This window comes from Marinobacter adhaerens HP15, from assembly GCF_000166295.1.
GTDB classification, from domain to species: Bacteria; Pseudomonadota; Gammaproteobacteria; order Pseudomonadales; family Oleiphilaceae; genus Marinobacter; species Marinobacter adhaerens.
In genome coordinates this window covers 2,865,222-2,878,136 of record NC_017506.1, presented here as the reverse complement: position 1 = coordinate 2,878,136, position 12,915 = coordinate 2,865,222, and the positions used below count along the sequence as shown (strand labels likewise).

Below are 12,915 nucleotides of genomic sequence, written 5' to 3'. Positions count from 1 at the left end.
GGAGTGGCGTACCTGACATGAGCGGTGAAGACCTCAATCAAGTAATGGAAATGGATGGTGAAGAGCGGTACGACTACTTCCTGAGCCAGGTGGCCGAAGAGCGGGAAATATGGATTCTGGTGAACGGCGAGAGCCAGTTCCTCAAGATCGCCTCGGACGATGGCGACGTGGAATATCTGCCCGTGTGGCCGGCTTCGGGATTTGCCGCCGAATACGCCAACGGCGGCGAGGAGCTGACGCCCCGGAGTATTTCACTGCCAGACTTTTTCCGGAAATGGGTTCCAGGCCTAACAAGGGATGGCCTTGATGTGGGCGTGTTTCCCGGCCTCGATAAAACGGTATGGATCACCGAACCTGCAGAGCTCAAGCAGGATCTTCAGGACGTAATGTCCGATTTCTGAAGACGGCTTTTATCGTCTGGCCGGAGCAGAGGCGCTTCCGGCCAGTATGCCCCCGTCGATGTTCAGCTCAATGCCGGTCACGTAGTTTGATTCGTCAGAGGCGAGGTAAAGGGCCGCATAGGCAACATCTTCGGGTTTTCCCATCCGTCCGATTGGAACGCCAGCCTCTACCTCGGCTATCGCGGCCTCTCTTGCTTCTCCCTCTCCAAGCATCGCTTCCCACATGGGGCTCATGATGGCGCCGGGATGGATGGAATTACACCGGATCGGATAGCCTTTTTCAGCGCAGTGCAAGGCGACTGACTTGGTGTGATTGCGGACGCCGGCCTTACTGGACGCATAGGCCGCCGCCCCTGGAATGCCCACAAGTCCTGATCTGGAGGAAATGTTGACGATGCTTGCGGACCTGGAGGACTTCATCAATTTGATTCCATATTTACAGCCCAGGGCAACGCCATTCAGGTTCGTGGCGTGGACTGTCTCCCAGGAAGCAAGGTCGAGGTGCTCCGGATCGTGAGGTCCTGCACTTTCCAGGAAACCGGTAATCCCGGCGTTGTTCACCAGAATGTCCAGCCCACCGAACTGATCTTCGATAGACTTGGCGCAGGTTATCCACTGGGACTCATCGCTGACGTCCAGGTGAAGATAGTGCATGTCCAGTTTTGAGCTATCAACCAGTGCCTGTCCCATTTGGTCATCAATATCCGATACGATGACCGTTGCTCCCTGCTCAGCGAACTGAATGGCGATTGCTTCACCAATGCCGCGGGCCGCGCCGGTGATCAAAGCGGTCTTGCCATCGAGTCTTTTCATCCTGAACCCCAGCTTGATTTCTTTTCGTCTGCCCAGATCATCTATTTCAGTATACAACCTGAAGGTAATTAATCATGACTGACATCCGACACCTGGTCTGTCCCCACTGTCACAAGGTTAATCGCGTACCTGTGGATAAACTGTCAGCGGGCGGCAATTGCGGTGCCTGCAAACAGCCATTGTGGCCGGATCAGGTCCTGGAACTTACGGACCAGAGCTTTGCTGCCCATACAGGGCGCAGTGATGTGCCGGTATTGGTGGACTTCTGGGCAAGCTGGTGTGGCCCCTGCAAAATGATGGCGCCCCAGTTCGAGCAGGCTGCTAAAGACTGGCGGGGCAAGGTACGCTTTGCCAAGCTCAATACCGAACAGGCCCAGGGCCCGGCCGGCCAGTTTGGCATTCGCAGCATCCCTACCATGATCCTGTTTCAGAATGGCCGGGAAGTCGCCCGCCAGAGCGGCGCCATGAATCAGGCGCAGATCAGTCAGTGGCTGCAGTCCAAGGGTATTCGCTAGCCTGATAAGGCCATTTATTCGCTGGCCGGTCATTAAAACGCCACAATTGCTGAGGCCCTGCCATTGCAGGGCTGAAGACACCTATCCGAGCTGTTCCCACAAAGTTATCCACAGTTTTTGTGGGTAAAGCTGACGTTGCAGCGATGTCGACTTTTTCTTGGCGTGTGGCCAGAATTCAAGCCAAACTGTCTGTACCGAGCAAGGCATAGTCGGGCAAGCGACCGCTTTATCCGAGTGATCACTCCACCGAGGACCGAATGAGAGTAGTCCTGTTTATCATCGTGGCATTCTGGCTCCTCCCAGCTTCTTCCCAAACGCTCAAGATTATGGGGTCGGACGAAGGCTTTCTGCCGTTTTATTACGGCAACGACCTCAACGAGGGCATTCTGGTCGAGGTGATCAATGAATTCACCCTTCAGACCGGTGTCGCCGCCGATTTCCTCCCGATGGCGCGCAAACGCCAGCCCTGGGCTCTGGAGCGAGGGCTAGCCAACGCGGTTTTCGCCAACCCGTTATGGATGCCATTGCCGGATCGAATGCACGCCGTAGGGCCACTGTTGACCTGGCGTGATCGCGTCTTCGCGCAACCTGGCCGGCAACCGGACTCCTTCAATGACCTCAAGGGAGGCATTTGTCTTCGCAGATGGTTTGTCTACAGTGATCGGCTCGAGCGGCGGATCGGGAGCCAGCTGGTGCGCCATGACGCGTACAACGCCGAGCAGATGCTGCAAATGTTTCTGCACAAACGCTGCGATTACATTGTCATGAACGAAACGGAGTTCCGGTTTCTTGCACAGCTGGGGGACGTCGATCCGGAGCTTTACCGCACGGAACTGGTAGACGCCGAGTGGCCGGTCTATCTCGGGATACTCAACAACGAGACTGCTTTAATTGAAGCGGCGGAAGCTTTTTTCTCTACCTACACGATTGACGTAGAAGCCATGCTACCCAAATTGCCGCGGCCGGATCGTTGAAGAGATTGACGGTGGATTTGTCCATACGCGAGGCACTGAAGCGGTACGCCAATCGTTGTAGCGGAGGGTCCGCATTGGGATCGAACCGCATCCAGGACAATTACTATGAGTGACCTTTTAGAGAGCTTGGGGCTCGTTCCTTTCTTCATCCAACAACTGCCCGACCTCGGTCTGCTGCAGCACCGCCTCGGCCGCGTGACATCAGTTCAGCGTTCCAACTATACGGTTTTCACCGGTTCCGGTGAGGGGAGGGTGGAAATCGCGTCTGGTTTACGGCAGTCATCAGCTCTTGATAGACCGACAGTCGGCGACTGGGTAATCCTGGATGAGTCACTTTCGCGGATAGAGCAAGTCCTTGAGCGCAAAACTCTGTTCAAGCGCATTGGGGCGGGCACCAATCATGAGATTCAGCCCATTGCTGCGAACATTGATGTGCTTTTTATCGTTAGCTCCTGCAATGAGGAGTTTAAGGAATCCCGCCTGGAACGATATCTCACCTTGTGTGCGGAAGCCGGGGCAATGCCCGTTATCGTTCTTACAAAAGCCGACCTCGTTGACGATGTGGACGACTACGTTCGTCGAGCCCGCAACACACAGGCGGGAATACCTGTTGAAACGGCGAACACCCTGGATGCCTCAACTCTCGATGGCGTTCGTTCGTGGATTGATAAGCACTCTACTGTGGCACTTGTTGGCTCTTCCGGCGTTGGTAAGTCGACGCTCGTGAATACCTTGGCAGAGCAAATGCTCACTGCCACGAATGACATTCGCGAGGACGATAAAAAAGGTCGCCACACGACAACTCATCGTGAATTGCACATTCTGCCGTCCGGAGGGCTTCTTGTTGATGTTCCCGGAATGCGAGAACTCCGGGTAGCGGATATTGATCAGTCAATCGGAGCCGTTTTTGAGGATATTGCAAAAATGGCAGAGGAATGCCGGTTCGCTGACTGCCAACACGAGACGGAACCCGGTTGCGCCGTACTTCAAGCAATAGAGGAAAATAAACTCGACCCTCGCCGGCTGGCTAACTATAAAAAATTACAGCGTGAGAATAATCTGGCGACGGCAACCTTGGCAGAGAAACGTGCGCAAGGAAGAGCTTTCGCGAAAGCCGTAAAAAGTGGAATAGATATAAAACGAAAGCACCGATAACGACCCACCTACGGCACATGCGACTTGGACATGTATTATCCTGAGGTCTTTTTTACAGGCTGAGTATCTGCAATCGAGAAGGGAAAAGGGTGGGCGTACAAAGTGTCGGGCACAATTCATTGAGTTCCCAATACAACCTCATTCAATTGTGTTTGCAGGTTTCCATTCTGTTTGTTGGCCTGACCGTTGCCCTGGGCCACCTCTCTGTCACTCAACTGATTTATGTGGTTGCTCTATCCCAGTTCGGAGCAATTACTGAAGTCTTATCGGCAATCAAACGCGGGATTAGCTCACAAGTGGCAGCGAGCGTTGCTCAGGTAAGCGCAAGGCTGGCAGTCACTTTTGCTTTGTTTGTGTTTATGTCCGTTGGGCCTCTTTGGATAGCGGTTTTCCTGGCAATGGTATGGGCGTTAGCAGACGGAATACGCTATCTCTACTACATCAGAAAAGCGAGCAAGCTGCTTGCTTGGTTGCGCTACAACTCTTTCATTGTGCTTTACCCATTGGGCATGTCTCTTGAGAACATCATTGTCTGGAAAATTTTACTGAGATACTCAGAGTCTCCAGTCTGGCTGTTCCTGGCTTTCTTGGCCTGTTACTCGATTCCCGCAATCAAGATTTACATGTACATGTTGAGACAGAGAAAAAAGCATCTTCCAAACTGAGAGAGTTAGCGCCAGGTTTGAAGAACCTGGGCCTCCCTCTCGGGAGGCCTCTCACATCTTATGCTGTTGCTGTTTGACGGTTGTCCAGCGAGGCGGAAAACCGTGTCAGGAGAAGCGCACTGAGAACGATGACGCCGCCGATCCAGGGCGTATTCATCAAGCCCATGCCCTCGACTACGTAGCCGCCAAGCCACGCGCCACCTGCGATGCCGATGTTGAAGGCCGCGATATTCAAGCCCGATGCTACGTCTACCGAATGTGGGGTGAATCGCTCGGCCAACTGCACGACATAGACCTGCAACCCAGGCACATTACCGAACGCAAAGGCGCCCCAAACCAGTAACGTGATGACGGCTGCAATGGGGTTGTAGGCGCTGAATGTGAGCGCAAACAGGATCGCTGCGAGGCCGCCAAAGATGATGTACAGGGCTGAGGTTGGCCCAAGGCGGTCTGCCAACTTGCCTCCCCAGATGTTGCCGGTTGCTACGGACACGCCATAAACCAGCAGCAAGATACTGACGACGCCAGAAGCAAACCCGGTGACATCCTGCAGAATTGGCGTGAGGTAGGTGAATGCCGTGAAGGTGCCGCCATAGCCGACTGCGGTCATTGCGTACACGAGCAGCAGTCTGGGATGTGTAATAACCTCAAGCTGTTGGCGCAGTGTCGCTGGAGCAGATTGCTTCAGGTTTTTGGGCACAAGCAAGGCGCTGCCGACCAGAGCGATTGCGCCAAGCGCAGCCACGGTCAGGAAGGTTGCGCGCCAGCCAAACGTTTGCCCAATAAACGTGCCCAGAGGAACGCCTGTAACCAGAGCCACCGTCAGACCGGTAAACATGATGGCTATTGCGCTGGCCTCCTTGTCTTTTGAAACAAGACTGGTCGCAATCGTTGAGCCAATCGAGAAGAACACACCGTGGGCGAGCCCCGTCAGGATTCGAGCGGTCATCAGAGAGGCGTAATTCGGGGCCATCCAGGCAAGCACATTACCGATGATGAAAAGACTCATAAGGGACAGCAGAACCCACTTCCGATTCCAGCGTCCTGTTAGTGCAGTAAGGACAGGCGCGCCAACGGCGACACCAAGGGCATACAAGCTGACCAAGAGGCCGGCTGAAGGCAGGGTAACGCCCAAATCTTGGGCGATGGTCGGGACCAGACCGACAATCACGAATTCGGTGGTCCCGATTGCAAAGGCGCTTAATGTCAGCGCAAATAATGCAATAGGCATAACGTATCTCCATTGGAGTTGATTGACGCTGCCTAGTGTGGTCTTTCATACTTTTGCGATAAACAGTGCTTTCTGAAAATAACTTTTGCGGAAAATGAAAATGAAAAGCCGTTCGGACGATCTCCATTTCCTGCTCTCTGTGGTGGACAGTGGCAGCTTCAGTGGCGCGGCGGAGCAGCTGGAGGTGTCCGTGACTCGGGTTTCCCGAGCTGTTACTCGTTTAGAGGCGTCCTTGAACACCACACTTTTGAATCGAACGACTCGTAAGGTGGCGCTGACAGAGGAAGGGCATTTGTTTGTAGAGACGGTGCGGGGTGGTTTGGCGGCGCTTGAGGAAGCTGAGGAGCAGCTAGCCATTCGCAAGCAACGGCCAGCCGGACGGTTAAGGGTAGATGCCGCAAATCCGTTCCTGTTGCATCAGATCGTTCCGCACGTGAGGGAATTCAGGGCGGCCTATCCGGACATTGAGCTCGAACTGACGGCCAGTGACCAGATCGTGGATCTTCTGGAACGCCGGATCGACATTGCAATACGGATCGGCCCCCTGGATGACTCAACTCTGCACGCCCGGGTACTCGGTCGTTCCCCACTGTCAGTGGTTGCATCACCGGAGTATCTGAAACGTAAAGGTGATTGTGACTCGCCTGCCGACCTCCAAGAACACGACATCATTGGTTTTACCGCTCCCGAGTCGTTGAATTTTTGGCATCTGGGCGAGGGAATGAGGGTGAGACCGACGATTCGAGCGAGTAGTGGTGAAGCTGTTCGCCAACTTTGCCTGCAAGGCAACGGCATAGCCTATCTCTCTCGTTTCATGATTGCCGAGGATCTCGGGAAGGGAAGCTTGGTGGAAATGCTAGATGATTACGTTGCCCGCCCAAACCCGAGAGAGTTGGTCAACGCGGTTTACTACCGAAACACCACGTTGGCGTCACGTATTCAAGTGTTCCTGGATTTCTTTACTCACCGTTGGCGAAGTCTTTGACGGACTGTTACGCCGAGAAAGTCGACGGGAATCGCTTTCGCTAGGGCATGCCATCGAATGTTCGCTTTGCGACCGTACCGGCCAATGTATTGAGTCCATTCCCGGTCCTGTCATAGCGACATGACCATCTGATATTGAAACTCGGCCCCGCGTAACACACAATCAGGCCCACTGAAGTAAACAAACGCTCACTTTAATTCCGGTAGAGAGGTAGAACAGGTGACTGATCTGGTAAGTTATGATTTGAAAGACGGTGTTGCGACGATTGCCATCAGCAATGGCAAGGCCAATGCCCTGAGCCAGGAAGTTTTCGAGGGGCTCAATGCCGCGCTGGATCAGGCAGAGCAGGATAAGGCCGTTGTGATCCTGACCGGCCAGCCAGGCGTGTTCTCTGCCGGATATGACCTGAAAGAAATGCAGAAGGGGCCGAAAGAGGCAGCTGCGCTGGTCAAGACCGGCTCCACCTTTACCCGCCGTCTGGCGGCGTTCCCGTTGCCGATTATCGGTGCCTGTAGCGGTCATGCCATTGCCAAGGGCGCGTTTATTCTGCTGTCAGTGGATCACCGTATTGGTATTGAGGGGCCCTTCAAACTGGGCCTGAATGAAGTGGCCATCGGCATGACCATGCACCATGCCGGGATTGAAATTGCCCGCCATCGGCTGGCGCCGGCTCACTTCTACCGTTCCGTAGTGAATGCCGAAATATACAATCCGGAAGGCGCCGTAGAGGCGGGCTTCCTGGATGAGGTGGTTGCCCAGGACAAGCTGGTTGAGCGGGCTACCGAACTGGCGCTCCATTTCAAAACCCTGAACATGCGCGCCCATCGTGAAACCAAGGTGAAGGCCAAGGCGGACTATCTGGCGCTGCTGGATCGTTGCATCGAGCAGGACGCCGAGCACCTTGGCCTGAATGGCTAGTTCAGGTTTCCGAACTGAACTGCGGTGCTTCACGAAAACGGAACAGCTTGGCCAGGATCACGTCCGGGAACGACTGGATCCGCGTGTTGTAGATCATGGCACTCTCGGTAAAGCTGTTTCGCAGCAGTGACAGGTAGTTTTCCGTCTCTGCCATGATCGACATGAATTTCTGAATCACCTCATTGTTCTTCAGGTCCGGGTATCCCTCGATTCGGGCCTGAAGCGCATTTGTTACCTTCTTTTCAAACTGCATCAACTTGTCTGCCTGCCCGTTCGAGCTCATTTCGACAGGGTCTGCGCTGCGTAACTGGGCAATGGCCTTCAGCAGTTGCTTTTCATGGGCCAGAGACGCCTTGACGACTTTCTCCAGGTTGGGCCAGAGCTCATGGCGTTGCTGGAGAATGGTGTCGATATTGGCGGCTGCCCGATCCACGCGGTTTTTCAGGAACACAATGTCGTTGTAGTGCAGTATTCCGGTGTAGATGAGCAAGATGATCGGTACCGTAAGAGCCGACAGAATCAGGTTGTCCGGGCTGAAACCACCGTCTGCAGCAAACAGTGCGGTGGTGGAGAACAGGAACAATCCGAGTGTCAGGGCGATGCCCGCGAAACCCCGCGCCCCTCGGTCCAGCACAATGTCTTCCTCTTCATTACCGCTGATCAGGAAGGGTGAGGCTTCGTCCTTCTGGATGGTGAGCCGGTCCGGCTGATCGCGATCCAGGCCGGCAAAGCCCAGGCAGTAAACGTTCACGAAGGTATCGAGGAATCGAACGGTGTAACGCCTGTCGCCCTGGCGCTCTGAATGGTACTGAGGATATTCGATCTTCGCACCGTCTGGCTGGACCAGAACCTTTCCCTCGCTGTCCTCCAGCCAGAAAGGCGCTCGTTCTTCCCGATGCTCAATGACTCGCCATTTCTCGTTTTTTCCGGAGCCACGCTTTTCCTCCACCTTGTAATCGAAGGCCACGCATTTCTCGTTTTTCAGTGGATCCCGGAGAGGAGGGTGCTCATCATCGACATCCACCATCGCCTTGAGCTCCGATAGACCAAAACTGAGTCCCCGGGTGCTGCTGGTGGGCACCGCTTCGATCAGGCGCTTGAACTTGACGGTGCGGATGGATAGCCACAACAGCAGCAGGGCGGCAATAATGCTTGCCACTGCAAGTCCTCGGCTGGTCCAGGCATGCTGGTATCGGCCAACAGGCTGGCTGGCCACAATGGATCGGGCAATACTGGCGGTCTGCTCGTCAAGCTCGGGGACTGGCAGGCGATTCTGGACCACGCTCCGGAACATCCAACGGTCCAGCCAGCCACTGGTGCTCTGGCGGATCAGTTGCTGTAAAGCAGCGACGTCGGCTAGCACCAGTGAGCGGGCGCTTGTTTCCTCGATTTTTTGATAGCGGGCCTCATACAAGTTGGCGATGGCAGACCATTCCTGCCGGAGTTTGTTGATGCCCAGTACCGAAAGTGTTCCAGAGACCGCAAAAGTCATCACCAACACATAAACCCAGAACCGGTGAATCCTGATAAGGGGAAGTATCAGGGCGATGCCCAGGGCCAGCAGACCCGTTGCTATGGAAATGCGGATGGCAGCTTCGAAGAACCGGTCGCCACTGTCCGCGGCCAGGGTGTTCCTGGATACCATGGCTGGCAGGCTGAAGTCCTCGAGGCCAGCAAAGTTAAGCGATGTGCTTTCGCTGCTGTATTGGCCGATCACCCGAGCTGTGTGGCCGGGAACCAGCGCCCACTCAGAATAGATTCGCCGGCCGGACTGTTGGCGATAGGTTCGGTCCAGTATCCATTCCGCTGCGTCAGGATTGCCGCCCGCTGCCACAGTGACGGAGCCGGTCTGGTCCCTGAGCAGGAAATTGCGACCCCGAGCTCCAGAATCCAGCGTGCGGATACGCAGATCACCGTCGGAGTCGCGATACTCCTCTTCCAGTTTGTACCGGTAGTAGACCGCTTCGGTTTTGGAATAGGGCGTTTCCAGAGTTCCCAGCTGATCCGTGATTTCTCCCGCGATCACATAAGGCCCGGTGGTCAGGGCCCCGACGGGCGTATCCGGGAGTCGTTCCAGTTGCCGGGCCTCGGTGAGCTTGCCGAGACCTGTTGTCATTGCGTAATAGCTGCCGGCCAGGCAGGCGACTGCAATAATGGCGGTAATAATCCGGCCGGGAATGCTGGCGATATTGAAACGCCTCATGGCAAGAGGGTCCTTATGATGATGGCTTCCAGGGGCACGAGTATAAAGTATCGGGCTTCGCCATTCCGCCGATCCGGTGGCAACCGGGTGATTGGCAAGTTGGCAACGGCTGGCGGTTCCTATAACGTTAAAGGCTTTCCTTTCAGTTTTCAGGAGCGATTGTGTCCCAGTCCGAACAGTTTGCCAGCGACAACTACAGCGGTGTTTGCCCACAGGCCTGGAAAGCCATGGAAGCGGCCAACCGGATGGATGAGCCGGCCTATGGCGAGGACAGCTGGACGCAAAAAGCAGCGGATGGTCTTAGAACGCTGTTCGATACCGACTGCGACGTTTACTTCGTGTTCAACGGCACCGCTGCCAACTCGCTGGCTCTGGCGTCCATCGGTCAGTCGTTTCACAGCGTGATCTGCCACGAGCTGGCCCACATAGAAACGGACGAGTGCGGCGGCCCGGAGTATGCCTCCAATGGTGCCAAGCTGCTCTTGGGGCAGGGCGAGAACGGCAAGCTGACACCGGAGAGTATCGAGCATCTGGTAACCAAACGAACCGATATTCACTACCCAAAGCCCAAGGCGCTCAGCCTGACCCAGGCCACAGAGGTTGGCACGGTCTATACACCGGAGGAGCTGAAGGTTATCCGGTCGGTCGCCGATCGCCACAAGCTCAATATTCATATGGACGGTGCCCGCTTCGCCAATGCGGTGGCTGCGCTGGATGTGCATCCAGCGGAGATTACCTGGAAGGCCGGTGTCGATGTCTTATGCTTTTCCGGTACCAAGAACGGCCTGGCGCTCGGCGAGGCGGTGGTGTTCTTCAACCGGTCTCTGGCGGAGGACTTTGAGTGGCGTTGTAAGCAGGCTGGTCAGCTGGCCTCCAAGATGCGCTATATTTCTGCACCCTGGTGCGGGCTTCTCGAAGGCGATGTGTGGTTGCAGAACGCCCGCCACGCCAACGCCTGCGCCCAGCGTCTTGCCGCGGGGCTGGAAGGCCTTCCCGGTATCCAGCTAAGGTACCCGAGACAGGTCAACGGTGTTTTCGTGGAGATGCCGGAGCCGTTGCAGGCAGCACTGCGGGCCAAAGGCTGGCGCTTCTACAACTTTATTGGAGGCAGTGCCCGCCTGATGTGTTCCTGGGCAACGACCAATGAACAGGTTGACCGCTTTCTATCTGATGTGAGAGCTCTAGTAAGCTAAGAGCTATCGATTCCGGGGCGAAGTCGTGATATATCAGCAGCCCCAAAACCCCAATTATTTTACGGAAACAGAAGACATGCCCAGAGCCAGTGAAATCAAAAAGAACTCCGCCGTTGAATACGATGGTCGGGTGTATTTTGTAAAGGACATCGAGCGTTCAGTGCCCCAGGGCCGGGCCGGCGGCAGTCTCTACCGCATGCGTATGTACGATGTGGTGACTGGTCAGAAGCTGGACGAGACCTTCAAGGATTCGGACATGCTTAACCTGGCCGATCTCACTCGCCGTGAAGCCACCTTTTCTTACGCCGATGGCGATGAATACGTGTTCATGGATACCGAGGATTTCACCCAGTACAGCCTGAACCGCGAGGCCATTGCCGACGAGCTGCTGTTCATTTCCGAAGATACTCAGGGCGTCATGGTCATCCTGTTGAAAGATTCGCCGGTTTCGCTGGCTCTTCCGCCCACGGTTGAGCTGGTAATCGAGGAGACGGACCCGTCTGTGAAGGGTGGCTCTGCGACGGCCCGAACCAAGCCCGCCCGTTTTGCCACGGGATTGGTTGTTCAGGTTCCCGAGCACATCTCCACCGGCGATCGCATTCGCATCAACGTGGAGGAGCGCAAGTTCCTGGGTCGCGCCTGATCTGAAGCCGTTCCGAAGTAAGGAAACCCTGTGAAGCCAATAGAAACGATAAAGGTGCTGGTCGCCAGCGTGATTGCTGTTGTGGTCATGGTGGGGATTGCCCGGTTTTCCTACACGCCCATGATCCCGGAGATGGTGGCTGCACTGGGGCTGAGCAAATCCGTTGTCGGCATGCTGGCGACGGTTAACTACGCCGGCTATCTGACTGGTGCAGTGCTGATTACCCGCATCAGCGATCTAGGTCTCAAGGTCAGGCTTTACCAGCTCGGGCTGGTGGTCGCTGTGGTTTCGACGGTTCTCATGGGGTACACCACCAACGTTTGGCTCTGGTTCATCCTGCGTTTCATCTCAGGGCTGAGCACCTCAGCGGGCATGTTGCTTGGCGCGGGTCTGCTGATGAGCTGGTTGATCAAGAACAACCAGAAGTCCGAGCTTGGCGTTTTCTTTTCCGGCATCGGGCTCGGGATTGTTCTGACCGCTGTTACCGCGGAACTGATCAAGGATCCGTTTACCTGGGACCAGCAATGGGTGATCTATGGTCTGGTGGCCCTGGCGTTGCTGATCCCCGCCTGGCGCTGGATGCCCGATTACCGCGCCTGTGCCTTGCCAAAACGGGGACAACCGCTGGTGGCGACGAGCGCAGTCGATTCATACGTATCCTGCAACTGGCGTACTTCTGCGCCGGCGTTGGCTATGTGGTCACGGCTACCTTTCTGGTGGCTATTGCTGAATCCATGCCCGAGCTTCAGGGGCAGGGCTGGCTGGTCTGGCTGATTGCTGGCCTTTCCGCTACCCCGGCCTGCTGGTTGTGGGATGTGTTCTCCCGTCGGTGGGGGCAGTGGCTGGCGCTATACCTGGCCTACACTCTGAACTCCGTCAGCATCCTGATGCTGATTGTAAATACCAGCCTGGCCAGTGTGATGGTCAGCTCGGTGATCTATGGTGTCAGCTTCATCGGTATCGTCAGCATGATGCTGGCGATGGTGGGGCGGGCTTTCCCGGAGAATCCCTCGCGGCCCATGAGCAGGCTGACTTTCAGCTATGGCATTGCACAGATGATGGCACCCGCCGTGGTCGGCTATCTGGCCGATGTCGAAGGTAACTATACCAACGGTCTCTGGCTGACCCTGGTGGTGATGGCGTTGGGGGTTTTGATGCTTCACCTGGCAAGACGGGCGAAGGAAAGAGAGGCCGAACCTGCTCTTTCCCCTTGAGTTTC

General features: G+C 55.6%; 14 protein-coding genes. 11 read left to right on the top strand and 3 right to left on the bottom strand.

What is annotated here, in order from left to right; translation table 11 throughout:
- Nucleotides 1-17: 17 nt before the first annotated feature.
- The gene (locus HP15_RS13540; RefSeq protein WP_014577991.1) at nucleotides 18-401 is read left to right on the top strand and encodes a DUF2750 domain-containing protein; all 384 of its coding nucleotides are present in this window, start codon (nucleotides 18-20) and stop codon (nucleotides 399-401) included.
- Between the two features lie 9 nt (nucleotides 402-410).
- Here the strand turns inward: HP15_RS13540 and HP15_RS13535 are convergent, their stop codons facing one another.
- Nucleotides 411-1,214: an SDR family oxidoreductase gene (locus tag HP15_RS13535; RefSeq protein WP_041646306.1), complete on the bottom strand. Its 804-nt coding sequence runs from the start codon at nucleotides 1,212-1,214 to the stop codon at nucleotides 411-413.
- A 74-nt stretch (nucleotides 1,215-1,288) separates the two neighbouring features.
- On the opposite strand from HP15_RS13535, the gene trxC reads away from it, so the two are divergent.
- The 4 genes from trxC to HP15_RS13515 all read left to right on the top strand — a co-directional run bounded on the left by trxC (nucleotide 1,289) and on the right by HP15_RS13515 (nucleotide 4,523).
- Nucleotides 1,289-1,729: a thioredoxin TrxC gene (gene trxC / locus HP15_RS13530; protein WP_041645465.1), complete on the top strand. Its 441-nt coding sequence runs from the start codon at nucleotides 1,289-1,291 to the stop codon at nucleotides 1,727-1,729.
- A 257-nt stretch (nucleotides 1,730-1,986) separates the two neighbouring features.
- The gene (locus HP15_RS13525) at nucleotides 1,987-2,703 is read left to right on the top strand and encodes a substrate-binding periplasmic protein (RefSeq protein WP_041645463.1); all 717 of its coding nucleotides are present in this window, start codon (nucleotides 1,987-1,989) and stop codon (nucleotides 2,701-2,703) included.
- A gap of 105 nt (nucleotides 2,704-2,808) precedes the next feature.
- Nucleotides 2,809-3,858, top strand: coding sequence for a ribosome small subunit-dependent GTPase A (gene rsgA / locus HP15_RS13520; RefSeq protein ID WP_014577987.1), 1,050 nt, complete (start codon nucleotides 2,809-2,811; stop codon nucleotides 3,856-3,858).
- 89 nt (nucleotides 3,859-3,947) lie between these two features.
- Nucleotides 3,948-4,523 (top strand): protein tyrosine phosphatase-like domain-containing protein, encoded by a 576-nt coding sequence (locus HP15_RS13515; protein WP_041645462.1) that lies wholly within the window; start codon nucleotides 3,948-3,950, stop codon nucleotides 4,521-4,523.
- 58 nt (nucleotides 4,524-4,581) lie between these two features.
- Here the strand turns inward: HP15_RS13515 and HP15_RS13510 are convergent, their stop codons facing one another.
- Nucleotides 4,582-5,754, bottom strand: a complete 1,173-nt coding sequence (locus HP15_RS13510) for an MFS transporter (RefSeq protein ID WP_014577985.1) — start codon at nucleotides 5,752-5,754, stop codon at nucleotides 4,582-4,584.
- Between the two features lie 100 nt (nucleotides 5,755-5,854).
- On the opposite strand from HP15_RS13510, the gene HP15_RS13505 reads away from it, so the two are divergent.
- Nucleotides 5,855-6,739 carry a LysR family transcriptional regulator gene (locus tag HP15_RS13505; protein ID WP_041645460.1) on the top strand — a complete coding sequence of 295 codons (885 nt, stop codon included), beginning with the start codon at nucleotides 5,855-5,857 and terminating at the stop codon, nucleotides 6,737-6,739.
- A gap of 219 nt (nucleotides 6,740-6,958) precedes the next feature.
- The gene (locus tag HP15_RS13500) at nucleotides 6,959-7,657 is read left to right on the top strand and encodes a crotonase/enoyl-CoA hydratase family protein (protein WP_014577983.1); all 699 of its coding nucleotides are present in this window, start codon (nucleotides 6,959-6,961) and stop codon (nucleotides 7,655-7,657) included.
- Nucleotide 7,658: 1 nt separating this feature from the next.
- On the opposite strand, the gene HP15_RS13495 is transcribed toward HP15_RS13500, so the two are convergent.
- Nucleotides 7,659-9,860: a LemA family protein gene (locus tag HP15_RS13495; protein WP_014577982.1), complete on the bottom strand. Its 2,202-nt coding sequence runs from the start codon at nucleotides 9,858-9,860 to the stop codon at nucleotides 7,659-7,661.
- 158 nt (nucleotides 9,861-10,018) lie between these two features.
- Between HP15_RS13495 and HP15_RS13490 the strand changes: the two genes are divergently transcribed.
- The 4 genes from HP15_RS13490 (at nucleotide 10,019) to HP15_RS22915 (ending at nucleotide 12,910) form a co-directional block, all read left to right on the top strand.
- Nucleotides 10,019-11,053, top strand: a complete 1,035-nt coding sequence (locus HP15_RS13490; protein WP_227499777.1) for a threonine aldolase family protein — start codon at nucleotides 10,019-10,021, stop codon at nucleotides 11,051-11,053.
- A gap of 76 nt (nucleotides 11,054-11,129) precedes the next feature.
- The gene (gene efpL, locus HP15_RS13485; protein ID WP_014577980.1) at nucleotides 11,130-11,696 is read left to right on the top strand and encodes an elongation factor P-like protein EfpL; all 567 of its coding nucleotides are present in this window, start codon (nucleotides 11,130-11,132) and stop codon (nucleotides 11,694-11,696) included.
- 30 nt (nucleotides 11,697-11,726) lie between these two features.
- Nucleotides 11,727-12,470, top strand: coding sequence for a YbfB/YjiJ family MFS transporter (locus HP15_RS22920; RefSeq protein WP_264641706.1), 744 nt, complete (start codon nucleotides 11,727-11,729; stop codon nucleotides 12,468-12,470).
- Complete coding sequence (locus HP15_RS22915) at nucleotides 12,353-12,910, top strand: MFS transporter (RefSeq protein WP_264642460.1); 558 nt, start codon at nucleotides 12,353-12,355, stop codon at nucleotides 12,908-12,910. Before HP15_RS22920 ends, HP15_RS22915 begins: the two co-directional genes overlap by 118 nt.
- The last annotated feature ends 5 nt before the right edge of the window (nucleotides 12,911-12,915 follow it).

Bases quoted from the DNA above. Each gene is read 5' to 3' on its own strand.
- HP15_RS13535 (WP_041646306.1), bottom strand. From the start codon at position 1,214: ATGAAAAGACTCGATGGCAAGACCGCTTTGATCACCGGCGCGGCCCGC.
- HP15_RS13525 (WP_041645463.1), top strand. From the start codon at position 1,987: ATGAGAGTAGTCCTGTTTATCATCGTGGCATTCTGGCTCCTCCCAGCT.
- efpL (WP_014577980.1), top strand. From the start codon at position 11,130: ATGCCCAGAGCCAGTGAAATCAAAAAGAACTCCGCCGTTGAATACGAT.
- HP15_RS13510 (WP_014577985.1), bottom strand. From the start codon at position 5,754: ATGCCTATTGCATTATTTGCGCTGACATTAAGCGCCTTTGCAATCGGG.
- HP15_RS13505 (WP_041645460.1), top strand. From the start codon at position 5,855: ATGAAAAGCCGTTCGGACGATCTCCATTTCCTGCTCTCTGTGGTGGAC.
- trxC (WP_041645465.1), top strand. From the start codon at position 1,289: ATGACTGACATCCGACACCTGGTCTGTCCCCACTGTCACAAGGTTAAT.
- HP15_RS13495 (WP_014577982.1), bottom strand. From the start codon at position 9,860: ATGAGGCGTTTCAATATCGCCAGCATTCCCGGCCGGATTATTACCGCC.
- HP15_RS13540 (WP_014577991.1), top strand. From the start codon at position 18: ATGAGCGGTGAAGACCTCAATCAAGTAATGGAAATGGATGGTGAAGAG.
- rsgA (WP_014577987.1), top strand. From the start codon at position 2,809: ATGAGTGACCTTTTAGAGAGCTTGGGGCTCGTTCCTTTCTTCATCCAA.